This is a genomic window from Selenomonas ruminantium subsp. ruminantium ATCC 12561, from assembly GCF_000424065.1.
Classification (GTDB): domain Bacteria; phylum Bacillota; class Negativicutes; order Selenomonadales; family Selenomonadaceae; genus Selenomonas_A; species Selenomonas_A ruminantium.
Genome location: NZ_AUJE01000002.1, coordinates 1 through 23,801 on the forward strand (window position 1 = coordinate 1; position 23,801 = coordinate 23,801).

Here is a 23,801-nt window from a genome sequence, read left to right on the forward strand (position 1 = left end):
ACTGGAAAAACAGGGAATGACACAAAGCATGTCCCGCGTAGCCCACTGCATTGACAACGGGCCTATGGAAGGATTCTGGGGCATCCTTAAGCGGGAGATGTACTACGGCAGACGTTTTACCAGCAAGTGTGAACTTATGCGTTCGATTGAAGCATACATTCATTATTACAACCACAAGCGTGTGCAACGTAACCTTGGTATCTTAACACCAATAGAGAAACACACCTTGTATTTAGCCGCATAAAAAAGGCCGACAGACAAATCTGTCGACCAAAGAAATCTTATATTTTTTTATTGTCCTCTTGACGGGGAGCAGGTCACGAATGTGACAGTCCCTCTTATTATGCGTATAAAAAAGTGTAAACTGGAAAAAATAATGGCGTATTTCCTGTCGCTAAGAATAGACAATAATAAATTGACTGAAAAATGTAAATTCCCTCTTGCAATTATTTTGGAACGTGCTATTATGTTACCTATGAGAGAAAAGTGCTTTTTTTCACAAGTTAAAGTTAAATTTTTCACGAAATGTGTATGCATAGGCTGGGAGGGCTTTTCATGGCAGATAAGAAACCGCGTATAGTGATTGTTGGCGCAGGCTTTGGCGGCGTCAAACTGGCAAAACTCTTTGCCAAGGAAGATGTAGATGTTACGATAGTAGATCGTCATAATTTCCATTTGTTCCAACCGCTGCTGTATCAGGTTTCTACGGCGGTGCTGTCCACGGACGAAATCGCCTATCCTATCCGCACATTTTTCCGCAAGAATCCCAATGTGGAATTCTTTATGGCTAAAGCACAAGGCGTGGACCAGTCGCGTAATGTGCTGTTGACCAATCATGGGGAAATTGCCTATGATTATCTGGTTCTGGCTGCTGGTGCTACGACGAATTTCTTCGGCATGAAGGAAGTGGAGGAACACTCCTTCGGCATGAAGACTTTGCAGGAAGCTGTACATATCCGTAACCATGTGCTCCATATGTTTGAGCGTGCAAATAAATGCAAAGACCCGGAAGAACGCCGCAAGATGCTGAGCTTTGTTGTTGTCGGCGGTGGCCCGACGGGTATTGAGGAAGCGGGCGCTATTTCTGAGTTGGTGGGTATCCAGAAAAAAGAATTCCACAATCTGGATTTTAGTGAAGTATCCATAAAGCTCATCGAAGCAACAGCCAATGTTCTGCCCATGATGCCGCAGAACCTGCGTGACCATACCGTAGAGGTTCTGCGGGGAAAAGGCGTAGAGGTTATGCTCAATACGCAGGTTGTGGGTTATGATGGACATATCATCAAGCTGAAAAATGGTGAGGAGATTCCCACCAGCACCCTTATCTGGGCTGCAGGTGTTAAGGCTGTGCCGTTCATCGCTGAGTGTGGTGGCGAGGTTGACCGGGCTGGCCGGATTATCGTCGAGGAGAATCTGTTGGTTAACGGCAGCAAGAATGTCTTTGCTATCGGTGACTGCGCAAACTTCTGCCATGGTACGGAACGTCCTCTGCCGACGGTAGCGCCTGTAGCCACGCAGCAGGCAAAGGTCGCCCATGAAAACATTATGCGCCTGATTCGCGGTGAGAAGAATCTGCAGACCTTTGTCTATAAGGATTTGGGCGCTATGGCAACCATCGGCCGTGGACAGGCCGTGGTGGCCAAGACCAGCATGAATCCGGAAATGACGGGCTTTATCGCCTGGTGTGCATGGATGTTCGTACATCTTATCCGCCTGGCAGGTACGCATACCAATATTACGGTCGCAATCAAGTGGACATGGAATCTGCTGTCCGGTACGCGTTTGGGACGTATCATTACAAACATTAAGTTATAAATACGATATGGCAAGACGCCCGCCCGGCTGGTAATAACTTTCCTTCGCTTAGACAAGCTTGTCAAACGCTGCGGAAAGCCATCACCAGCCGGGCGGGCTTAGTGTATACATTACAAAACACTACCAGCCCCCACGGCTTAGTGCGTATATGATGATGGCATCAATAACATTGTATTATAAAGGCGCCCGCGGGGCTGGTAATATTTTTCCTTCGCCATAGACAGGCTTGTCAAAAGCTGCGGAAAAACATCACCAGCCCCGCGGGCTTACTGCGCTGTATATTGTAGATGTGTTATATCGTAGTATTAATGGTAGGCAGGGAGGGGCGGCGATGACTTTCGGTCGCGTTTGACAAGCTTGTCTAAGCAGACGAAAGTTATTGCCGCCCCTCCCTGCCGGCCTTGCACTACGAACACGAAAAAAGCGAATTTACTTCTTGCTGCGTTCAATAATCTGCCGTGCCACGTACACGCCGCTGGCACCTGCCTGGGAGAGACCGCGGGTTACGCCGGCACCATCGCCGATGGCGAAGACGTTTTTGAGCTCTGTTTCGAGCTGATTGGTTAGTTTTACGCGGGAACTGTAGAATTTTACTTCTACACCGTAGAGCAGGGTGTCGTCATTGGTCATGCCCGGGGCAATCTTGTCGAGTGCCTGAATCATTTCGATGAGGTTATCCACATGACGTTTGGGCAGAACCAGTGACAAGTCGCCCGGTGTTGCCTGCAGGGTCGGGCGGGTAAAGCTCTTGCTCAGACGGTGGGCATTGCTGCGGCGGCCTTTCATCAAATCGCCGAAACGCTGCACAATGATGCCGCCGCCCAAGAGGTTGGAGAAGGAGGCAATGCGCTTGCCGTACTGATGCGGGGAGTGGAAGGGTTCCGTGAAGCGGTTGCTGACGAGCAGGGCAAAGTTGGTGTTTTTGCTCTGCAGTTTCGGGTCGCTGTAGGAGTGACCGTTTACGGTGATGATGCCGTCCGTGTTTTCCATGACGACATGGCCGTGGGGGTTCATGCAGAAGGTGCGTACCTGGTCGCCATAACGTTTGGTGCGGTAGACGAGTTTTGCTTCATATACCTGGCTGGTGATGGGGTTCCAGATTTCATCGGGAACTTCCACGCGGACGCCGACATCGACGCGGTTGTTTTCCTGTTTCAGTCCCAAGTTTTCACATTCGTTGGAGAACCATTCTGCACCGGCGCGGCCCGGAGCGACAATCAGGTATTCAGCGGCAATTTTTTCGCCATCATTCAGTTCGATTTCATTGCTGCCCTGACCATCGGAATGAATGTGGGCCACAGGGCATTCAAAGCGGAATTCCACCTTGTCTTTCAGATATTCATAAGTAGCCTTGAGCATTTCCAAATTGTTTTCGGTGCCCAGATGACGGACGCTGGCAGAGAGCAGGTGCAGGTCATGCTGCAGGGCGCGGTAGCCAATGTCGCTTTTTTCGGTACTGAACACCTGTGCGGGAGCGCCGTGTTTCATATTGATTTTGTCTACATAATAGATGAGGTCCATGACTTCTTCGTCAGACAGATATTCATTGAGCCAGCCGCCAAACTGGGTAGTAAAGTTGTATTTACCATCAGAGAAAGCACCTGCGCCGCCGAAACCGCGCATGATGCTGCAGGGCTTGCAGCCGATACAGCTTTTGACTTTGCCAGAGGAAATGGGGCAGACGCGGGTGTAGATATCTTTGCCGCTTTCCAAAAGCAGGACTTTCAGTTCAGGGCTTTTTTCAGCTAATTCATAAGCAGCAAAGACACCGGCAGGGCCACCGCCCACGATAACAACATCATATTTTTTCATAGGTACTTCCTCCTGAAAATGAACACACGAAAAGAGCGCAGATTAAGCCTGTATCAGGATACAAATATGTATACTAAGGCTATCTGCGTTTGTCTTGTTTTGTAGCTTTTCGAAAAACCTTAGCTATTATACGGGAACTTTTTCGATAATGCAAGCTTTTTTTCCTGCAAAACGAGAAAATTTAAGAAAAAATAGTGATTTTGTCATTGCGTATAATGTCTACTATAACAATAATAATATAGCTAATATAAAAATACAGTTGCCAAAATAGTAGCAAACACAGTATAATTTATTCTATCGTTGTAAACTTATAATAATTCACGAACAGGGAGGAATTTGTATTGACAAATCAATTGGCAATCATTAACATGTTTATTCTCTATATCGGCCTGATGATGGCCATTGGCGTATATTATTACCGCCAGACCCGTAATATGAGTGATTATTTTTTGGGCAATCGCAAGCTGGGGGCATGGGTAACGTCCATGAGTGCCGAGGCTTCGGACATGAGCGGCTGGATGCTCATGGGCGTGCCGGGCTTTGCGTATCTTGCTGGTCTGAATGCAGGCTGGATTGCGGTGGGTATTGCTTTGGGTACCTGGGCCAACTGGCATTTTGTAGCGGCCCGTCTTCGCAAATATACGGAGCTGGCGAAAAACTCGCTGACGGTGCCACAGTTTTTGGAGAACCGCTTTGAGGATAGCAGTGGTCTTTTGCGCACGATTCCCGCGGTCTTTATTTTGATTTTCTTTACTATATATACATCCTCGGGGTTTGTGTCCTCCGGACGTCTGTTTGAAACGGTATTTGGCATGCCTTATGAATATGCCATTTTTATTGGTGCAGGCTCCGTAGTCTTTTACACATTAGTAGGCGGTTTTTTGGCTGTATCCCGCACGGACTTTATTCAGGGCGTGATGATGTTTTTTGCCATTCTGGTGGTGCCCATTACGGCGGCGATGGAAATGGGCGGTTATACGGCAACGGTCAATGCCATTAACGATGTGAGCCATTCCATGCTGGAACCCTTCACCAAACCGGACGGGTCAACCTTGGGGGCGATTGAACTGATTTCCCTGCTGGCCTGGGGCATTGGTTACTTTGGTCAGCCGCATATTCTGGTACGCTTCATGGCTATTTCCAGCTCCAAGGAAATCAAGCAGGCCACCCGCATTGCGATGACCTGGGTTGTTCTTTCTTTGGCAGCAGCAGTAGCTGTGGGCATGGTTGGCCGTGTATTTCTTTCGCATGAACTGATCGGCACGGAGTCGGAAACGGTATTTTTGGTTATGACCAACGAATTATTTCCGCCGATAGTGGCTGGGCTTATTCTGTCGGCAGTGCTCGCGGCGATTATGAGTACGGCTTCAGCACAGCTCTTAGTGGCTGCTTCGGCTTTTGCACAGGATTTTTATCGTACACTTTTGCGTAAGGAAGCAGAACAGACGGAACTTATCTGGATTAGCCGGGCTTCAGTGCTGATCATTGCTTCATTGGCTATCTTTATTGGACTTAATCCCTCGAGCTTTATTCTGGATATGGTGGCCTATGCCTGGGCAGGATTTGGTGCTGCCTTTGGTCCGGCACTGCTCTGTTCCTTGTTCTGGCGGCGTACTACCCGTAATGGTGTGCTGGCTGGAATAATTGTTGGCGGTATTACGGTATTGATTTGGAAGCAGATTGACTGGCTGGGGCTTTATGAAATTGTACCGGGGTTCCTGCTTTCTTTGCTGGCTGTTTTTTTGGTTAGTAAAATGGACAGGGAACCGGCAGATTCAATCGTTAAAACCTTTGATGCAGTAGGAAAAAGCGAAATCTAAAATTATTTTTTTTGCAGGCAGGGATTTTCTCCTGGTATAGCGAAAAATTAACCTATGGAAATTCTACAAGGCGTGTTTATATTATTTATGAGTAGTCGAGTATAAGAATTGTAGAGAAGCAGGTGAGCATTTGTGGAGAAAGTCAAAGTAATGATCGTCGATGATTCGAAGGTCAGCCGTGCGATGCTTGAGGGAAATCTTTCCAAGACAAACTTTGAGGTATGTGCACAAGCCAAAAATGCTGCTGAAGCAGTGGCGCTCTATGAGCAGTACCGGCCGGCTGTGGTGACCATGGATATGAATCTTCCTGATGCTGATGGCCTTGAATGTACCCGCCGGATTCGGGCCGTAGACCCTGAGGCCAAAATCGTAATGATCAGTGCGATGAAAGATGCCAGTCTGGTGGCCAAAGGACGGGAAGTGGGAATCAGTGCGTTTTTGCAGAAGCCGGTAGGTATTAATGAACTCATTGATACCTTGATGATTCTTTGCCAAAGTAAGGCCGGCAAAGTGGCTGTCTTACGTGAATCTTATGCCAAGCCCTTTGTAAAGGCGCTGCAGCAGGGGATTTTCAGTATGACTGGCGTGCACAGTGAGGTCGAACTGAATGAGGAAGAACGAAATTTCCTGGAAGTCAGCGGGATTGCTGTGATTGTGGGGCTTACAGGTTTGCCAAATGGCCGGGCAATCGTCTACATGGATAGTAAAACCATGAAGGATTTTGCCATGGTGATGCTGGATGCAGAGGAAAGCGATGAGATTACGGAAGATGAAGCCAGCGAGTCGGTGGAAGAGGCTGTGAACATCATCGTAGGACGTGGTGTTTCCAATATCAATGACGTATTCAAGGATAAGGAAATGCGTATCACTCCGCCGGGAACCATTGTGGGGAGCAAGATTCGCATTGCCAGCCCGAAACTTACGACCTTCCGTATATGTGCTAGAACAAGGTTAGGCGATATTAACATGAGTGTGGGATTTGCGGAAGGAGAATGATAAGATGGATGCAAAATTAGTTAATCCGTTCGTCGATGCATTCACAACCGTAATGCCGCAGATGGGGTTTCCGGAACCCAAGCGGCTGAAGATGGGAGTTAAGACGAAGAATGCGGTGAGCCTGGGGGTTTCGGTTATCGTGGGCTTTACCAAGCAGATTAGAGGCAATGTAGTCTACAATATGTCTGAGGATACGGCAAAATTCATTGCATCGACTATGATGATGGGCATGCCGGTAGCCGAATTTGACGGCATGGCGCAAAGTGCCATTTCGGAAATGAGCAATATGCTGACAGCTAATGCCGCAACAAATCTTACTGGGATGGGGTTGGAAGTCGATATTTCTACACCGTCGCTGTCCATCGGCGAGAATTTTCAGGTGAAGATAAGCGATGATAATTATCTCACGGTGGAAATGGATTTGGGCGGTCATGTAGTAGAATTGGATATTGCTGTTGAGCAACAGTGATGAAATGGGACTGTAGCAAAGGGGAGCTTTTGTTGCGGTCCCTTTTTGGAATGAAGATAATCGTTATACAGGATGTCATATAGGGGCAGTAAAAGGAGAGGAGAAAATGAATTTTAACAGTTTAAGGTTTAAATTTCTGGCAGGCTTCATTCCCTTGTTTGTAGGCAGTTTTGCGGTTTTTTTTGCCATCAGCTATTATATGTCCAGTTCGGCATTGACGCGCAATACGGATTTGCTTGCTCAGGAAATCGGAAATAGTACCGCAAAAGAGCTTGAGGCGCTTTACCAGCAGCGGGAACTCATCGTCGAATCGTTGACCACGAATCCGATTATTATGCATGGGACGCGGGAAGAACGTGTGAAGGTGCTGGCCGAAACCTTGGCCAAGCGCAATAACTTTACGATGCTGGCGTATTCCGACCCGGCTGGTCATGCCGTCAGTGACAAGAACAAGGATATGGATCGCACCAGCCGTGCCTATATCAAAGAAGTGCGCGAGACGAAGAAACCCGTGATGACGGGGCCATCCGTATCGGGTACGAGCGGCAAGCTCATTACGATCATGGCTTATCCGGTGCTGGAAAATGGTGAAGTGATTGGTATTGTCTATGGCACCATTGAACTGGATGAAATAACGAAACTGGTGGGCGATATCAAGTACATGGATACTGGTCGTGTTTATATCGCTGACCAGGAAGGCATCTGCATTGCTTACGCCCAGCTGCCGGAAGAAGTGGGCAAGATGGATTTGTCCAAGGAGGTTTCTACCAAGAAGCTGGATATGGCACTCGTAAATGGCTTTACGAGCGCAGTACAGCAGGATAAGCAGATTTCCACGGAGTATACGACGACCAGGGGAGAAGCCTCGCAGGCGGTGTTTACGCCGGTACATCTGGCTAACCGCACCTGGATTGCGGTATCGGTAGCCCCGCTTGCGGAAGTGCGGGCGGATGCCTATAGCCTGATGAAGATTATGGGGCTGGTTGCCGCTGTTATGGTGCTGATTATCACTGCAATCCTCTGGATATTGGCGAAGAAACTTTGTGACCCTGTGGTGGCTTTGCGCGAAGAGTGCATGATTATCAACAAGGGCGACCTGCGTGACCGGCCGCTGACGGTGAACAGTAATGACGAATTAGGCGATTTGGCCCGTGGCTTCAATGAGATGCGGCGTACGGTTCGTGAGCTCATCGGTCATATTCAGAAGAATGCAGAGAAAGTATCGGCTTCAGCGGAGGAACTTTCGGCAGCTTCCCATCAGTCGGCTGATGCCGCCAGTCAGGCAGCACAGCAGATTACGGATATTGCCGCTGGCATTGCCCAGCAGTCCGAATCGGCAGCTGATGCGGATAAAACGGCTGTGGAAATTGCCGAGCGTACTACGCTGGTGGCAAACAGTGCCGATGCGATAGCCATTGTTACGGAACAGACCGTAGGCAGTGTCAATACGGGGCGTGATGCCATTCAAACGGTGGTGGAATCCATGAATGCCATTGGCGACAGTACCACTACCGTGAAGTCGTCCATTAAGGAACTGGCCAAGAGTTCGGATGAAATCGGCAGAATCGTGGAGCTGATTTCCGGGATTGCGGAACAGACGAATCTGCTGGCCCTCAATGCTGCGATTGAGGCGGCCCGTGCTGGTGAATATGGCCGCGGTTTTGCTGTGGTGGCCGATGAAGTGCGCAAGCTTGCCGAGGAATCTGCCAGCTCCACGCAGCAGATTGCCAATCTCGTGACCAAGATTCAGACGGATATGAAACAGGCGGTGGCTGCCAGCGAGGAAAGCGCGGAAAGCGTAACGAGCAGCATCGACTCGGTAAATGAGGCAGATGAAATCTTTAAGTCCATTAAGGTGGCAATTGACGCTTTGGCTGAGGGTATCCGCGAGGTTTCCAGCAGCATCAAGTCGGTTTCGGATGGTACGGATTCCATGCAGCAGGCGGTAAAAGACATCGCTGGCATCAGTAATACCAATGCCAGCCGGGCTGAAGCGGTGTCGGCAACGACGCAGGAACAGTCGGCATCTGCACAGGAGATTGCCGCAGCGACCCGCGGCCTTGCCGAACAGGCAGAACAGCTGGCACATGAGATTGAACGGTTCAAAATTTAAGATTACAGCATAAAAAATGACTGTGACAAAGTAAGGTAAATTCTCACTTGTCACAGTCATTTTGCTTATTTAAAGAGAGCGATAAATTTTTCAAGCTGTTCGGCAGCTTTTGTTACACGAGCCAAATGGGCGGTTATTTCTTCGGTGGAGGCCGCCTGCTGCTCGCTGATGGCACCGGTGGTTTCGATGGTGTTGAATATGTTGTTTACGGCATTATTCATTTCGGCCAGCGTGGTTTGGATTTTCTCGGTAGCTTCCCGGGATTGTTCAGCCAGTTTGCGGACTTCCTCAGCAACTACGGCAAAGCCACGCCCCTGTTCGCCCGCGCGGGCGGCTTCAATCGCTGCATTCAGGCCGAGAAGATTGGTCTGCCCGGCGATGTTGGTAATGAAGTCAATAACCTTGAGTGTATCGCTGTTGCGGTCTTTGAGCAGCCTTGCCTGCTCAATGGACTGCTGGCCGGAACTGGCCAGTTCGCTGGCGCTTAATGCTACCTGCTCGACAGCATCATAAACCGTTTTGGTCGCACTGCCGATTTCTTCGATAGAACGCACCAGCGCAAGATTGCTTTCCATGTCAACACCGGTACTGATGGTGCCAATGACATTGCCATGAATGCCATGGATAGGGGTGAAAATGGTTTTGATGGGGACGCCATAGACGCTGGCATCCTGATCATCGTAGGTAATGCGGTCGAATTTGATGCATTCCTGAATGGTGGGGATATTTTTTATGGGCATACCGGGGGTAATTTTGATGTCGAGCTTCTGTCCTTTCACATAGTCGATGTACTCGGTAAGGTTTGTGAGTCCGATGACGACATCTTCGCGTACGATGCTGTTGATATAGGGAATCACGACTTTGAAAGCATTCAGGATATCCTCGTCTGTTCTAATGGTTTCTGGAAAAGCCATAGTAGTTACCTCCTGTAAATATAATCCAATTCATGCCGTATATATTCGTGAAAAAAAGCCGTACACCTCTAAATTTTGTAATTTTTTTTCGTGCTATGGAGGCCGCAGATAAAATCACCAAAAAAAATAAAAAACTGTTGGCAAGGTAGTGAGTTTAGTTTATAATGGTGTACAGTATGTTTTAAAGAGGTGGCTAAATGGCAGATGCTATGGTTGCGGTGACGGTAGAAGGCGTGCAGGTGGATACAGCGGGCGAAAAGAACGTGTTGAAATCGAAAGCGAGCGGCAGGTATGCAGCGCGGGCCGGCAAGCATTATGTACGTTATGAGGATACCTCACTTCACGATAAGGAAGCGGTGCCCACGGTGCTTAAAATAAGCCGTGAAGGCCTGACGCTGATCCGCCGTGGAGCTGTGGATATGCAGCTGGAGTTTCGGCTGGGGGAAAAGACCCGTAGTGTGTATAGAACGCCCTACGGTAATTTTGATTTGCTGGTAGAAACCCATAAGCTGGATATTTACTTTAAAGATGGCCAGGGCAAGGTTTGGGCAGAATACGATTTATTCCTCAATGAGAACCTGCAGAGCCACAATACATTGAATGTAGTAATCAATGCCGAACAGGCAAATAATTAGGAGGACTTTGGATTGGATATTAAAGACACACTGACAGAAGCCATTGAAGCAGCGGCCAAGAGTGCCATTGCTGACGGTGTATTCCCGGAAGGGGAACTGCCCAAGGTTATTTTGGAAGTACCGCCCCAGAAGGAGTTCGGTGATTTTGCCACCAACTTTGCCATGCAGTCGGCACGCGTGTTCCATAAGGCACCGCGTCAGATTGCGGAAGAACTGGTGAAGCGCATCGAGGGTGACTGGCTTGACCATGCGCAGATTGCCGGCCCAGGCTTTTTGAACTTTTATCTGAAGGGCAATGTGCTCTACGATTCCTTCCAGAAAATCCTTGAAGCGGGCGAAAGCTACGGCCAGCTGCCGAAAAAAGACGCACCGAAGATTCAGGTGGAATACGTCAGCGCCAACCCCACGGGGCTTCTGCATGTCGGGCATGGCCGTGGTGCTGCCGCAGGTTCTGCGCTCGTAAATCTTCTGCGGGCGGCAGGTTACCCCGTGGAAAGCGAATACTACATCAATGACGCCGGCAATCAGATGAACAATCTGGCGCGTTCTGTCAATGCCCGTTATCTGGAACTCTTAGGTCAGGATGTTGAATTCCCTGAAGATGGCTATCATGGTCAGGACATCATCGACACGGCACGGCGCATTATCGACAAGGAAGGGGATAAATACCTCTCTATGAGCGATGATGAGCGCATGGAAATCTTCAAGGATTTGGCCTATGTTGAAAAACTGGCTACCCTTAAAGAAGATTTGGCCTCTTTCAATGTCACCTTCGACAAGTGGTTCAGCGAACGCACCCTGCATCCGGAAGCCGTCAAGGCTGCCGTGAAAATTCTGCAGGATAACGGCAATATCTACGAAAAGGATGGCGCACTGTGGCTTAAATCCACGGCTTATGGTGATGACAAAGACCGTGTAGTTATCCGCGACAACGGTGTGCCGACGTACTTGGCTGCCGATATCGCTTACCATCACAATAAATACGAACGTGGCTTTGACCGGCTTATCAACATCTGGGGCGCTGACCACCATGGCTATGTGTGCCGCGTAAAGGCTGCTATGGACGCTCTGGGTCATGATTCGGAAAAACTCACGGTATTGCTCCTGCAGATGGTTGCCCTTTACCGTGGCGGCGAGCTCGTGAAGATGAGCAAGCGTACCGGTCAGAGCGTTACGCTGAACGAACTTATGGAAGAAGTCGGTACCGATGCTGCGCGTTATTTCTTCCTGATGCGTTCCTTGGACAGCCAGCTCGACTTCGATTTGGATTTGGCCAAGAAAAAATCCAACGATAACCCGGTGTACTACATTCAGTATGCGCATGCCCGCATTTGCAGCATTTTCCGTCAGTGCAAGGAAACGGGGCTTTCCCTGAGCGATAAGCCGGAACTTTCCCTGCTCACGGATGAATCGGAACTCGACCTCATCAAGAAGATTGAGGAATATCCCGAAGAAATCGAACGTGCTGCCCGTGATTATGCACCGCAGCGTATTGCGCGTTACAGCTATGATTTGGCCAGTGCCTTCCATAGCTTCTACAATAAATGCCGCATTGTCGGCGTAGAGCCGAAACTTGCGGAAGCTCGTTTGGCCCTGGTGACGGTTACGGCCCATGTCATTCGTCATTCCTTGGGAATTTTGGGTGTATCCGCACCGGAACAGATGTAATTTAGGATTTGGAAGGAGAACTTTTTTGATTATGGATTTTATCAATAGCTCGGAAGTCGATATCGCATACCATGTGCTGACGGAAAAAGGTCAGACCATGTACTATAAGGATTTGGTTCTTGAGGTTATCGAGAAGAAGCATAAGCCAGTGCAGTCTCTGTCGGCCGCTATCTCGGAAGTGTATACCCTCATCAACATGGACAGTCGTTTCCAGCATGAAGGCGACCAGCAGTGGGGCCTTACGGAATGGAATCCGCCTGAAGTGAAGCGTCATTCTGCCCGCAGTGCAGCATCCCGTTCCAAGGCTGCCAACAAGGCAATCAACAGCCGTCAGAAGAAGCTGGAAAGCATTCAGGAATAAGGAGGTAAATCATGGCAAAGTATATCTTCGTTACCGGTGGTGTGGTATCGTCCCTGGGCAAAGGCATCACGGCGGCATCTTTGGGCCGTCTCTTGAAGAGCCGCGGACTCAAGGTTACGATTCAGAAGTTCGACCCGTACATCAATATTGACCCGGGTACGATGAGCCCTTATCAGCATGGTGAAGTGTTCGTTACCGACGATGGTGCGGAAACAGACCTCGACCTGGGCCATTACGAGCGTTTCATCGACATCAACCTGTCCAAAAACAGCAACATCACCACGGGTAAGGTGTACTGGTCCGTGCTCCATAAGGAACGCCGCGGCGAATACTTAGGTTCCACGGTGCAGGTTATCCCACATATCACCAACGAAATCAAACAGCGTGTCTACGATGTAGCCAAGGCTGACGGTGCCGATGTGGTCATCACGGAAATCGGTGGCACGGTAGGTGATATTGAAAGCCAGCCGTTCCTCGAAGCCATCCGTCAGGTCAAGAAAGAAGTTGGCCCGAAGGATACCCTTTACATCCATGTAACGCTGCTGCCGTATATCTCCGCTGCCGGCGAACTCAAGACCAAGCCGACCCAGCACAGCGTAAAGGAACTGCGCGCTATCGGCATTCAGCCGGACATCCTCGTATGCCGCACGGAAAAGACCATTTCCAAGGACATGAAGGAAAAGATTGCCATGTTCTGCGACGTGCAGCCGGAAGCCGTTATCGAAAACCGCACGGCCTCCACGATTTACGAAGTGCCTCTCATGATGCAGCGTGAAGGCCTCGACAAGATTGCCCTGCAGAAGCTCAATATGGACTATGGCCCGGCTGATATGTCCGATTGGGAAAAGATGGTCTATAAGATCAACAACCCGTCCAAGAAGGTCAAGGTGGCAGTGGTCGGCAAGTACGTGGAACTGCCGGATGCCTATATTTCCGTAACGGAAGCACTCCATCATGGCGGTATCTACAACGATACTTCCGTGAAGATTCAGTGGGTCAATGCGGAAAAAATCGAAGACCCGGATACCGACCTTTCGGAAGTATTCGTTGGCTGCAAGGGCATTCTCGTGCCGGGCGGCTTCGGCGACCGCGGCGTGGAAGGCAAGATTAAGGCCATTCAGTATGCCCGCGAGAACAACATTCCGTTCCTCGGCTTGTGCCTGGGCATGCAGTGCGCCGTTATCGAATTTGCCCGCCATGTCTGCGGCATGACGGATGCACACAGCTCCGAGTTCGATGCTGAAACGAAGCACCCCGTTATCGATCTCATGGAATCCCAGCAGGGTATTGAGGACAAGGGCGGCACGATGCGTCTTGGTTCCTACCCCTGCACCCTGCGTGAAGGTACGCATTCCCTCGAAGCTTATGGTACGGCAAACATTGCGGAACGTCATCGCCACCGCTATGAGTTCAACAACAATTACCGTCAGCAGCTTACCGAACGCGGCCTCGTGATTGCCGGCACTCTGCCGGATGACAGCCTTGTGGAAATGGTCGAAGTAAAAGACCATCCGTGGTTCGTGGCAACCCAGGCTCACCCTGAGCTAAAGTCCCGCCCGAACAACCCGCATCCGTTGTTCCGCGATTTCGTCAAGGCAGCTTTGCAGGTTAAGTAATTTCTTTTTGATACGTTGATAGAGATAGCCTGGCGGCTTAGGGAGGTTTGACACGCTCCGCTAAGCCGTCAGGCTAAAACTATTTTTTGTCCTTTATATCCGCGTGAAAAGTCAAAACTCGCTGCGCTCAGACAGTAGACTTTTCCCGCGGATTTTTTGTGGTGGGCAAAAAATAGTTTTTTAACGCCTGTCGACATACGCTTCGCTCTGCCAAACCTCCCTAAGCCGCCAGAAGCCAAGACCTACTTAGCAATAATGGCAACGCTTGCTCAGACATCGTGTATTCCATGGCATGGGCTAGTGAATAGCTGCATTTCGAATGGATAAGTGTCAATATGTGGGGGGGATGTTGTATAGGGGAGTATGAGTGAAACGCAATACGACTGCCCTGTTGCGCGACAAGCTGCAATAAAAGTTCTGCTTTTGCAACTGATACGAAATAAAACTGACCAACTGCTACGCAGTGAGGACGGACAGGGTTGATATGCTAAGTGGAGCGTTCGGCTGTGGACGTTAAGAAATTATTTTTTTCGCCCAGGGCAGTGGTCAAAGGTTTTGTTTGAGCGGAGCGAGTTTAACCTTTGGCCATTGCCTTGATTAAGCGAAAAAAATAATTTTAGTCCGCAGGCGTAGCGGAACGTGCATATCAACCCTGTCCGTCCGTCTTTGCTGAGTGTGGATAATCCCGCCCGCTCCTGCCGTCCTTCGTAGTTCATATCGCCCCTGTCTGTCCGCCTTTGCTGAGCGTGGATATTTTGCAAAAAACTTTTCAACAAGCAGGATAAGCCGAGGAAGCTGTAGAAATAGTGTATTATCAAAGGTGATACAGTCAATTGTAAGGAAATGACTGCAAACTGGGACTTTAGGGAAGAAAGGAGGATTTCTCATGCTTATCGATACGGCCTGTTCTTTGGCGTTCTACTGCCAGCGCTGCGGCCGAATCCAACTGCAGGATGTACCACTCTTTAGCGGGCAGATGCATTTCGTTATGGAGTGTGGGAACTGTGGGCACGAGATGGGCAAAATTACCTTGCGGCCGCGCAAAGGACTGGAACTGACCACGGAATGCGGTGTGTGCAACGGCAAAAACCGTCAGAGCTTTACCTGGCGGCAGCTGAAAAAACTCAGGTTTGCCAGACTTTACTGTCAGCACGATAATTTTGAACTAGGCTACATGGGCAGATGGCAGGATATCGCAGAATTTTTGGACTTCAACACAGCAGAATACGATGCCCTGCACCCTGCTGATGGAGATTGCTACATCGAGCATCAGCAGACCCTGCTGGAGGCACTGAATCGCATTCACGATTTAGCCGCCAGCGGAGAACTGGAATGTACCTGTGGCAGTGCCGACATTAAGGCAGCCCTGCAGCGTGATTCCGTACGGTTGGATTGTTGTTACTGTGGCAATTACTGCGAACTTCCGGCTAGAGATGCCAAGGATTTGCAGGCATTAAAACCCGGTCAGGGACGTAAATTTAACTGGCGAATGCGGCCATGGCTTGACGCAAAGGAAAAATAGGATTATTATATAGAAATATTGACATATGAGTGAGGGACTATCGGCATTAGCCGACAGTCCCATTTTCGCGTAATATATGCAGATAAGAAATATTGAGGTGTAAGATGAATTCTTTATTTGCTGCCCTGTGCAGCAATACAGGGGTGAAAAAACTGCAAAACTGCTTGCAGGCTGCCCCGCAGGAAACCTTGGTTTATGGGCTGACAGGCTCCCCAAAGCATGCGATAGTGGCTGCGGCCTGGCAGCAGGCTCCTCAGCCACTGGTAATCCTCGTACATAGCAGTGAAGCTGTTGCCGACTGGCGGGAAGATTTGCTCTCCCTGCTGCCGGGGACAGAGGTCTTGGAACTTCCTGAACTGGATATGATGACTGTGCAGGCGCAGGCCCGCAGCATGGAACGTGCTGCCCGCCGCATGGACGTGTTGGTGCGGCTGATGCACAAGGAAAATGTCATTGTCATTGCCAGAGCGGCTGCTGCTGTGCAAAAGGGAATCAGCCGGCAGGATTTCAATCGTCTGAGCATCAGTATTGCTATAGGCGAGGAAATAGCGATGGAAAAACTTCTGCAGCGATTAGTACAGCTGGGCTATGAACATGCAGACGAAGTGGAACGGATTGGCCAGTTCAGCGCACGGGGCGGCATTGTAGACGTCTATCCGGTCAATGGAGAGAATCCCGTGCGTATGGAATTCTTCGGCGATGAAGTGGACTCTTTGCGGGAATTTGACATCAATACCAAACGGTCCTTGAAAAATATCAGTAATACTGCTATCATGCCGTTGGCTCGGACGGACAGTGCTGGTCAGGCGGAAGTATTTCTTGCTTATTTAGAGGGCAAGGGCACAGTCATCTTTGATGAGCCTATGCGTTTGCGGGAACAGATGCGCACCATGGTGCGGGAAAATCCCGATATCAAGAATAAAGTATTTTCCTGGGAAAACCTGCAAGCGGCGGCCCGGGAAAATCGCGTGATTTATTCGGCAATGCTTTTGCAGCAGGTTCATGGTGCAGAGGCTGCCCAGACCATCAGTTTTACCGCCACCGGTGTAGCCAGTTTCCATCAGCAGATGGACCTTTTGATGAATGAAATCAGCCGCTGGCTTGCGCAGAAACAACAGATACTTATTCTTCTGTCAGAAAAGGCCAAGGCAGATTCTTTGCGGGAACTTTTTGCCCGAAATCGTTATCCCTCATTGGTGGTGGATGCAGAAGCTAAGCTGCGCACAGACTGTATCAATATTCAGGTAGGCAGTTTGATTAATGGCTTTGAACTGGCCGCGGCCGGCCTGGTGGTGGTGACGGAGAGAGATATTTTCGGCCACGCTAAGCGGCGTGCAATCCGCAGGGAAAGCAAGAGCGAAAAACTATCGCATTTCCGGGACATCAAGCCTGGTGATTATGTTGTACATGCGGCGCATGGGATTGGCAAATACATCGGTGTGGAAACGCTGGATATAGGCGGGATTCATAAGGATTACCTGCATATCAAATACGGCGGGGACGATAAACTCTATGTTCCTACAGAACAGGTAAACCTCCTGCAAAAATACATCGGCACCGAAGGCGAGGTGCCCCGCCTGCATCGCATGGGCGGTACCGAATGGGCCAAGGCCAAGGCACGGGCCAAAAAATCTGTGGAGGATATCGCCAAGCAGCTCATTGAGATTTACGCCAAGCGTAAACAGGTTAAGGGCTTTGCCTTCTCACCGGATGACAGTACCCAGCATGATTTTGAAGATGCCTTTCCCTATCAGGAAACCGATGACCAGTTAAAGGCCGCCGCCGAAATCAAGGCGGATATGGAAAAGGAAAAGCCCATGGACCGTCTGCTCTGTGGCGATGTGGGCTTTGGCAAGACCGAGGTGGCCATCCGTGCGGCTTACAAGGCGGCTATGGACGGCAAGCAGGTGGCAGTGCTCGTGCCGACAACCGTTTTGGCACAGCAGCATTTTCAGACTTTTAACGCCCGCTTTATGGACTTTGCACCGAAGGTCGATGTTATCTGCCGTTTCCGCACCGCCAAGGAGCAAAAGCAGACCATTGAAAAGGTCAAGATGGGGCAGGTGGATATCCTTATCGGCACTCATGCCATTCTCAACGAGAACAAGGTACAGTTTAAGAATCTGGGTCTGCTGATTGTGGACGAGGAACAGCGTTTTGGCGTCAAGCAGAAGGATAAAATCCGCAAACTAGCGGCGGGCATTGATGTGCTGACCTTATCGGCTACGCCAATTCCCCGCACACTGCACATGTCTTTGGTCGGAGCAAGGGATATGAGCATCATTGAAACTCCGCCTGCTGACCGCTTACCTGTTCAGACCTATGTGGTAGAGGATAATGATAGTGTGATTGCCGGGGCCATCAAGCGTGAAATCAAGCGTGGTGGACAGGTATACTTCGTCTATAACCGTGTAGACAACATCGACCGCATGCGGGAAAAACTCGAAAAATTGGTGCCTGATGCCCGCATTCAGACTGCGCATGGTCAGATGCCGGAAGAACTTTTAGAGCGAGTGATGATGGATTTCTACGAGGGCGAATACGATATCCTTCTGGCGACCAGTATCGTAGAAAATGGCCTGGATGTAGCCAACGCCAATACCATCATCGTCTACAATGCCGACCACTTTGGCCTTTCGCAGCTCTATCAGATGCGGGGGCGTGTGGGCCGTTCCCATCACATGGCGTTTGCTTACTTTGTCTATCAGGCCGATAAAATCCTCACGGAAACAGCGGAAAAGCGGCTGCAGGCCATGAAGGAATTTGCCGAGCTTGGCGCAGGTTTCAAGATTGCCATGCGGGATTTGGAAATCCGCGGTGCAGGCAATCTTCTGGGCTCACAGCAGCATGGGCATATTGCCAGTGTCGGTTTTGAAATGTACTGTAAGCTCCTCGAAGAAGCTGTGGATAAACTGCAGCATGGGGAAAAGGAAGTGGCGGAAGTACAGCCTGACCCGATTATTGACCTGCAGGTAGAAGCCTACATTGACGGCGATTACGTCAGCGATGCCATGCATAAGATTGAGATTTACCAGCGTATTGCCGGCATCCGCACAAACGAGGAAATTGCAAATCTCCTTGAGGAACTGATTGACCGTTTTGGCGAACCTGCGCCGGCGGTGATGAATCTTTTGGAAGTCGCCAAAATCAAAAATTATGCGCGAGAGCTCAAAATCCGTACCATCAGCGAACTGCCTAAGGCATTGGATGTGTATATTCTGCCAGGATATCGTCTGCCTGCGAAAGGGCTTTTGGCCGTGGATAAGGTATTGGGCCGCAGTATGCGCTCTCTGCCGGGGAAAAACGGCTATCGTTTTGTCCTTCATGAGAGCCAGAAAAAGCGGATAACGAATTTTGTCCTGCGCCTGCTGCTGCTGGCCAGCGGCAAGGAAGAAGCAGCTCTGCAGGAATCCGGCAGGATACAAAAAGAAAAAATAACAGCAAGGAAATGAGAGATATGGCAAAGATAACGGTATTAGGCTTAGGCCCCGGTCATGCGGGGCTGATTACCCGGGAAAGCTGGGCGATTATGGAGCGTGCGGAGCATCTTATCCTGCGTACGAAAATCCATCCTACGGTTGCGGCCCTTGACGAAGCCGGCATAACGTATACAACCTATGACGGCTATTACGAGGAGGCGGCAGATTTTGAAACGCTTTATCATAGCATTGCCGAAGACCTGCTGAAAAAAGCCGAAGAATTGGGCGGATTGGTCTATGTTGTACCGGGTAGTCCCTTGGTGGCAGAACGGACGGTGGTCCTGCTGCGTGATATGGCGGAAGGAACCCCTGTGGAAGTGGATATTCGTCCCGGCATGAGTTTTGTCGAGGTTATGTACACCCGTTTGGGCATTGACCCTGTAGAGGGGCTGACCATACTCGATGCGCTCGATATTGAAACGTTAAACGAGGCGCCTGCGCAATCGCTGATTATCACACAGGTCTACAGCCAGCCCATCGCCTCCGATGCCAAATTGATGCTCATGGACTTATATCCGGATGAATACGAGATAACCTATATTCACAACTTGGCGATGGAGGACGAAAGCATCCGGCAGATTCCTCTATATGAACTTGACCGTCAGCCGGATTTAGACCATCTGACCAGCCTCTATATCCGTCCCTTGGCGGCAAAAAAGGGCTGAAACAGGCTAAATTTGTGGGTTTGTCAGGCTTTTTTGCGGAAAACCCTTGATTTTTCCGGGCGTTTCTGTTAAATTCTCTTATAGCGGAGCAAACCGCAGGGCTGGCGGCCTGCCGTCAGCAGTAATAATCTTCTTTAAGGAGGCTACGCTCATGAATAAAACTGAATTAGTAGCTAATATTGCAGAAAAATCCGGTCTGACGAAAAAGGATGCTGAAAAAGCTCTGGGTGCTTTCTTTGAAAGCGTACAGCAGGCTCTGATTGAGGGCGACCGTGTGCAGCTCATCGGCTTCGGTACTTTCGAAGTGAAAGAACGTGCTGCTCGCAAAGGCCGCAACCCCCAGACGGGCAAAGAAATTGAAATTCCGGCAGCTAAAAACCCGGTGTTCAAAGCTGGCAAGGCATTGAAGGATGCAGTCAACGGCTGATTAAACAAATAAGAAAAACCGTGCCCTTCGGGGCACGGTTTTTGTGCTAACAGGAGAAGATTATGCAGGAGAAACGAATTTTGATTTCCGGGGGAACCTCGGGAATCGGTTTAGCCGCGGCAAAATTGTTTTTGTCGGCGGGGGCTAAGGTGGCCTTGCTGGGGCGGTCGGCCCAGCGGGGAGAAGCGGCAATGCAGGAACTTAGTGCCGCTGAGCAGGCGATATTTGTTCAAGGTGACGTCAGCTTGCGGGCAGATTGCCAGCGGGCAGTAAAGCAGATGGAAACGTTTTGGGGCGGTCTTGATGTGCTGGTCAATTCTGCAGGCATCTATGTGGAAGGTGCCATTGAAGATATGACGGAGAAGCAGATTGCTGCGGTTATGGATATCAATGTGAAGGGCACTTATTACCTGAGTCAGGCAGCTGTGCCACTTCTTAAGAAAACAAGGGGGAATATCGTGAACGTGGCCTCTGACGCCGGCGTTCATGGCAATTATTATTGCAGTCTGTATTGTGCGAGCAAAGGGGCTGTGGTGCTGTTTACGAAAGCCCTGGCTTTGGAACTGGCTGGTTTTGGGGTACGGGTCAATGCGATTGCTCCCGGCGATATCCTGACGCCGCTGACGGAAACGCAGCTGGCAGAAGCTCCGGACAGGGAGGAAGCCCTGCGGGAAATGGCTTCGGTTTATCCTTTGGGGCGTATTGGTACGCCGGAGGAGGCTGCTGCTGCCATTAGTTTTTTGGCCTCTAAAGAAGCTTCCTTTATAACAGGGACGATTTTAAGCGTAGATGGTGGTCTCACTGCCTGATTTGTGTTACAATAGGCAGGTGTGAACTATTGCGGAGGAGAGGGAGCGATAAAGATGGCCGCTAAGAAAATCTTAATATTGACAGCGTCCATCGGTTCCGGACATATCAAGGCCGCAGAAGCGGTGGCGGAGGAGCTTGTACGCCAGCAGCCGCAGGCAGAAATCGTCACGGTAGATTTTATGGCGCGTTCCACCTCTTTTTGGCATTGGCTGACCAAGAAAATCTATTTGGAAATGCTGAATTTCGTGCCGAATCTCTATGATGTATTTTACCGGTTTTCCAGTAGTGAAACTGGCGGTAATTGTGGCAAGAATATGTTTGCCCTGTTTATGCTGCCGGTTTTTAACCGTTTGCAGGCGGAGCACCGGCCGGATTGTGTGATTTGTACGCACCCATTCCCGGCAGGGACCGTGTCCCTTTGGAAAGGGAAGCATCATAGCAGTTTGCCTCTTTCTGTGGTAATGACGGATTATTCGCTGCATCCCATGTGGCTGTCCAGTGGTGTAGACAGCTATTTTATGGCTACCGAAGATATGCGGCAGGGAATGATTGAGCATGGATTTGCCGTAAAGACCCTTCATGCGGAGGGAATTCCCATCAGCGCAGAAGTTCAGGGGCTGCCTGCCAAAGAGGACTTACGCAAAGTACTGGGCATTGGCCGGGAAGAACGCGTGATTCTTTTAATGGGCGGCGGCCTGGGACTGGGTGGTATTGAGCAAACTTTGCAGGAACTGGAAAAAATAAAACAGTCTTTCGTGTTGTTGGTGGTTGCCGGGCGTAATGAACAGCTGCAGAAGCAGGCGGAGAATTTTGCCGCAGGTTCGCATCATACCATTCGCACATGGGGGTATACGGATGAAGTGAAACGGCTGATGCGGGCGGCAGACCTTTTGATTACCAAGCCTGGTGCGCTGACCATAAGTGAAGCCTTTGCCTTGGGCACGCCAATGCTTTTGCATGACCCCATTCCCGGTCCGGAAACGGAAAATGCCGTCTATGCTACCCGACACGGCGCGGCTGTCTGGCTCCATCCTGGCGAAAAACTGGCCGCTGCCGTGGAGGAGATTTTCCAAGGAGACAGCCTTTTGCAGATGCACGAACAGGCATTGACTCTGGCAAGACCGTTGGCCAGCCAAAAAATCGTGAAAATAATTTTATCGGCAGCAGGTTTTTAGGTACAGGATGGGGAATTATATAATTGCAGGTTTCGCAGGTATCAATTTTTGAGAAGATTGGTGATAGCATGGCGGTATTTCAACTGCAAAAAAATGGAACCAATTATATATGCCCCAAATGTGGCCGTCTCTTGCGTTTTGTAGATGGCACGGCAGTACAGATAGTAAAGGGCCGTGCAGATATGGCCTCAATTTTACCTAAATATGAGTGCCAGTCGTGTGGCATTTATTTTCAGGAATTGTTGGGTTCCGGGTTCTATGATGAACATGACCTGCCTAAGCAGGAGACTGGCGGAAAGAACAGGGAAAATTGGGTAGCTACGGGAAACCTTAAACCCATGGAACTCAAGCGTGATCAGAACAATCAATGTCTCTGCCCACGGTGTGGAGAGATGATGGATTATGTGGAAGGCCGGGCGGTGACGCTCGTCAATGGACGGCCGGACATGGAAAATGTAAAAGACCATTTCCATTGTGCAAACTGTGAATCCTATTTTCGCCGGATTGCAACCACAAATTATTTTCAATGGTCAGAAAAGTAGATTTAGCTTGCCATGAAAAAAGTTTGCGGTTATTATAGAGTAGATTGATTTTTTTTAGAGGAGGGATAATGATGAAACCAAGGAAACAGCGTGGCATAAACTGGTTTGCGCTGATTATGCTGGCCATTATTGTCTACTTTTCTTCGATTCTGATTTCTCAGCAGGTATATCTAAGCCAGGCGGCAGATGATTATGCATCGGCAAAGTCCAGATTAGAGGCCGCAGAGAAGGAGAATGCTGCTCTGAAAGAAGAAGCCCGGCAGTTAAATGAGCTGAGCTATATTGAAAAAGTAGCCCGGGAAGAACTGGGCATGACCAGGGCAGGGGAACTTCCCTATAGTGTTGGTCATAAGTAAAGCGTTGTATGCCTTGACACTCCTGAGTTGTCAAGGGTATAATAAATCCTGTATTTTCAAATACTCTAAGGAGGAAGAATTAATTTGTCCATTGAAGTTGGCAGCGTGCTGGATGGTGTCGTATCGGGCATCACAAATTTTGGAGCATTTATTGAATTGCCAGAGGGGAAAACCGGACTTGTACATATTTCAGAAGTTGCAGATGAGTATGTAAAGGATGTCCATGACTTCCTGGCAGAAAAAGACAAGGTTAAGGTAAAGGTAGTAGCCATTGATGAAAAGGGAAAGATTGGCCTTTCCATCAAGCAGCTGCAGGAGAAAAAGGCAGAGGCAGAAGCTGAAGCCCCAGCTCGTGAGCGTTCTTCCTTCCGTGCCCCGAAGAATAATTTTGGCGGCCGTGACTTTAGAAAACCGAATCGTTACAGTGCTACTTCGGCGTCTTTTGAGGATAAGCTTTCCAAATTCCTCAAGGACAGCGATGAGCGTCTGACGGACTTGCGTCGCAAGACTGATTCCAAGCGTGGCGGGCGTGGTTCCCGTCGTGACTGATGGTCTGGCATAAACTGGAAGCACTCTGCAAAGGGTGCTTTTATACTTTATGATGAG

Annotated in this window: 21 protein-coding genes; 19 read left to right on the top strand and 2 right to left on the bottom strand. The window is 49.6% G+C overall.

What is annotated here, in order from left to right; genetic code table 11:
- Positions 1–244 (top strand): IS3 family transposase (locus tag G598_RS0100820; protein ID WP_157833234.1); only part of this gene is annotated, 244 nt, incomplete at its 5' end.
- Positions 245–555: 311 nt separating this feature from the next.
- A complete protein-coding gene (locus G598_RS0100830; RefSeq protein WP_026765332.1) occupies positions 556–1,815 on the top strand; it encodes an NAD(P)/FAD-dependent oxidoreductase in 1,260 nt (419 codons plus the stop codon).
- Positions 1,816–2,244: 429 nt separating this feature from the next.
- On the opposite strand, the gene G598_RS0100835 is transcribed toward G598_RS0100830, so the two are convergent.
- Positions 2,245–3,627 carry an NAD(P)/FAD-dependent oxidoreductase gene (locus tag G598_RS0100835; RefSeq protein WP_026765333.1) on the bottom strand — a complete coding sequence of 461 codons (1,383 nt, stop codon included), beginning with the start codon at positions 3,625–3,627 and terminating at the stop codon, positions 2,245–2,247.
- A 341-nt stretch (positions 3,628–3,968) separates the two neighbouring features.
- Here G598_RS0100835 and putP point away from each other — a divergent pair, with 341 nt between their 5' ends.
- From putP to G598_RS0100855, 4 genes are all read left to right on the top strand, one after another.
- Positions 3,969–5,447: a sodium/proline symporter PutP gene (putP, locus tag G598_RS0100840; protein WP_026765334.1), complete on the top strand. Its 1,479-nt coding sequence runs from the start codon at positions 3,969–3,971 to the stop codon at positions 5,445–5,447.
- A 132-nt stretch (positions 5,448–5,579) separates the two neighbouring features.
- Positions 5,580–6,443, top strand: a complete 864-nt coding sequence (locus tag G598_RS0100845) for a response regulator (RefSeq protein ID WP_026765335.1) — start codon at positions 5,580–5,582, stop codon at positions 6,441–6,443.
- 4 nt (positions 6,444–6,447) lie between these two features.
- Positions 6,448–6,912 carry a chemotaxis protein CheX gene (locus G598_RS0100850; protein WP_026765336.1) on the top strand — a complete coding sequence of 155 codons (465 nt, stop codon included), beginning with the start codon at positions 6,448–6,450 and terminating at the stop codon, positions 6,910–6,912.
- A gap of 106 nt (positions 6,913–7,018) precedes the next feature.
- The gene (locus G598_RS0100855; RefSeq protein WP_026765337.1) at positions 7,019–9,025 is read left to right on the top strand and encodes a methyl-accepting chemotaxis protein; all 2,007 of its coding nucleotides are present in this window, start codon (positions 7,019–7,021) and stop codon (positions 9,023–9,025) included.
- Between the two features lie 65 nt (positions 9,026–9,090).
- Here G598_RS0100855 and G598_RS20310 read toward each other — a convergent pair whose 3' ends face one another.
- Positions 9,091–9,939, bottom strand: coding sequence for a methyl-accepting chemotaxis protein (locus G598_RS20310; RefSeq protein ID WP_026765338.1), 849 nt, complete (start codon positions 9,937–9,939; stop codon positions 9,091–9,093).
- A gap of 197 nt (positions 9,940–10,136) precedes the next feature.
- On the opposite strand from G598_RS20310, the gene G598_RS0100865 reads away from it, so the two are divergent.
- The 13 genes from G598_RS0100865 to G598_RS0100925 all read left to right on the top strand — a co-directional run bounded on the left by G598_RS0100865 (position 10,137) and on the right by G598_RS0100925 (position 23,744).
- On the top strand, positions 10,137–10,574 hold the full coding sequence (locus G598_RS0100865; RefSeq protein WP_026765339.1) for a YwiB family protein: 438 nt from the start codon (positions 10,137–10,139) through the stop codon (positions 10,572–10,574).
- Between the two features lie 12 nt (positions 10,575–10,586).
- Complete coding sequence (gene argS / locus G598_RS0100870; RefSeq protein WP_026765340.1) at positions 10,587–12,242, top strand: arginine--tRNA ligase; 1,656 nt, start codon at positions 10,587–10,589, stop codon at positions 12,240–12,242.
- Between the two features lie 31 nt (positions 12,243–12,273).
- On the top strand, positions 12,274–12,603 hold the full coding sequence (gene rpoE, locus G598_RS0100875; protein ID WP_026765341.1) for a DNA-directed RNA polymerase subunit delta: 330 nt from the start codon (positions 12,274–12,276) through the stop codon (positions 12,601–12,603).
- A gap of 11 nt (positions 12,604–12,614) precedes the next feature.
- Positions 12,615–14,219, top strand: a complete 1,605-nt coding sequence (locus tag G598_RS0100880; protein WP_026765342.1) for a CTP synthase — start codon at positions 12,615–12,617, stop codon at positions 14,217–14,219.
- Positions 14,220–15,105: 886 nt separating this feature from the next.
- Positions 15,106–15,741: a hypothetical protein gene (locus tag G598_RS16590; protein WP_037362776.1), complete on the top strand. Its 636-nt coding sequence runs from the start codon at positions 15,106–15,108 to the stop codon at positions 15,739–15,741.
- A gap of 104 nt (positions 15,742–15,845) precedes the next feature.
- Complete coding sequence (gene mfd / locus G598_RS0100890; protein WP_026765343.1) at positions 15,846–19,193, top strand: transcription-repair coupling factor; 3,348 nt, start codon at positions 15,846–15,848, stop codon at positions 19,191–19,193.
- Positions 19,190–19,885 carry an SAM-dependent methyltransferase gene (locus G598_RS0100895; protein WP_419185345.1) on the top strand — a complete coding sequence of 232 codons (696 nt, stop codon included), beginning with the start codon at positions 19,190–19,192 and terminating at the stop codon, positions 19,883–19,885. Before mfd ends, G598_RS0100895 begins: the two co-directional genes overlap by 4 nt.
- Before the next feature lie 127 nt (positions 19,886–20,012).
- Entirely contained in the window at positions 20,013–20,312 is a 300-nt protein-coding gene (locus tag G598_RS0100900; protein WP_303840258.1) for an HU family DNA-binding protein, read from the top strand.
- Between the two features lie 62 nt (positions 20,313–20,374).
- Positions 20,375–21,121 carry an SDR family NAD(P)-dependent oxidoreductase gene (locus G598_RS0100905; RefSeq protein WP_026765345.1) on the top strand — a complete coding sequence of 249 codons (747 nt, stop codon included), beginning with the start codon at positions 20,375–20,377 and terminating at the stop codon, positions 21,119–21,121.
- Between the two features lie 54 nt (positions 21,122–21,175).
- Positions 21,176–22,297 (top strand): MGDG synthase family glycosyltransferase, encoded by a 1,122-nt coding sequence (locus tag G598_RS0100910; RefSeq protein WP_026765346.1) that lies wholly within the window; start codon positions 21,176–21,178, stop codon positions 22,295–22,297.
- Between the two features lie 23 nt (positions 22,298–22,320).
- A complete protein-coding gene (locus tag G598_RS0100915) occupies positions 22,321–22,839 on the top strand; it encodes a hypothetical protein (protein WP_051179747.1) in 519 nt (172 codons plus the stop codon).
- Positions 22,840–22,907: 68 nt separating this feature from the next.
- Positions 22,908–23,195 carry an FtsB family cell division protein gene (locus tag G598_RS0100920; protein WP_026765348.1) on the top strand — a complete coding sequence of 96 codons (288 nt, stop codon included), beginning with the start codon at positions 22,908–22,910 and terminating at the stop codon, positions 23,193–23,195.
- 84 nt (positions 23,196–23,279) lie between these two features.
- Entirely contained in the window at positions 23,280–23,744 is a 465-nt protein-coding gene (locus tag G598_RS0100925; RefSeq protein WP_026765349.1) for a S1 domain-containing RNA-binding protein, read from the top strand.
- Positions 23,745–23,801: the final 57 nt, after the last annotated feature.

Excerpts from the sequence above, each read along its gene's own strand:
- G598_RS0100895 (WP_419185345.1), top strand. The coding sequence starts at position 19,190 with ATGAGAGATATGGCAAAGATAACGGTATTAGGCTTAGGCCCCGGTCAT.
- G598_RS0100850 (WP_026765336.1), top strand. The coding sequence starts at position 6,448 with ATGGATGCAAAATTAGTTAATCCGTTCGTCGATGCATTCACAACCGTA.
- rpoE (WP_026765341.1), top strand. The coding sequence starts at position 12,274 with ATGGATTTTATCAATAGCTCGGAAGTCGATATCGCATACCATGTGCTG.
- G598_RS0100880 (WP_026765342.1), top strand. The coding sequence starts at position 12,615 with ATGGCAAAGTATATCTTCGTTACCGGTGGTGTGGTATCGTCCCTGGGC.
- G598_RS16590 (WP_037362776.1), top strand. The coding sequence starts at position 15,106 with ATGCTTATCGATACGGCCTGTTCTTTGGCGTTCTACTGCCAGCGCTGC.
- G598_RS0100920 (WP_026765348.1), top strand. The coding sequence starts at position 22,908 with ATGATGAAACCAAGGAAACAGCGTGGCATAAACTGGTTTGCGCTGATT.
- G598_RS20310 (WP_026765338.1), bottom strand. The coding sequence starts at position 9,939 with ATGGCTTTTCCAGAAACCATTAGAACAGACGAGGATATCCTGAATGCT.
- mfd (WP_026765343.1), top strand. The coding sequence starts at position 15,846 with ATGAATTCTTTATTTGCTGCCCTGTGCAGCAATACAGGGGTGAAAAAA.
- G598_RS0100905 (WP_026765345.1), top strand. The coding sequence starts at position 20,375 with ATGCAGGAGAAACGAATTTTGATTTCCGGGGGAACCTCGGGAATCGGT.
- G598_RS0100835 (WP_026765333.1), bottom strand. The coding sequence starts at position 3,627 with ATGAAAAAATATGATGTTGTTATCGTGGGCGGTGGCCCTGCCGGTGTC.
- G598_RS0100910 (WP_026765346.1), top strand. The coding sequence starts at position 21,176 with ATGGCCGCTAAGAAAATCTTAATATTGACAGCGTCCATCGGTTCCGGA.
- G598_RS0100830 (WP_026765332.1), top strand. The coding sequence starts at position 556 with ATGGCAGATAAGAAACCGCGTATAGTGATTGTTGGCGCAGGCTTTGGC.
- G598_RS0100865 (WP_026765339.1), top strand. The coding sequence starts at position 10,137 with ATGGCAGATGCTATGGTTGCGGTGACGGTAGAAGGCGTGCAGGTGGAT.
- G598_RS0100855 (WP_026765337.1), top strand. The coding sequence starts at position 7,019 with ATGAATTTTAACAGTTTAAGGTTTAAATTTCTGGCAGGCTTCATTCCC.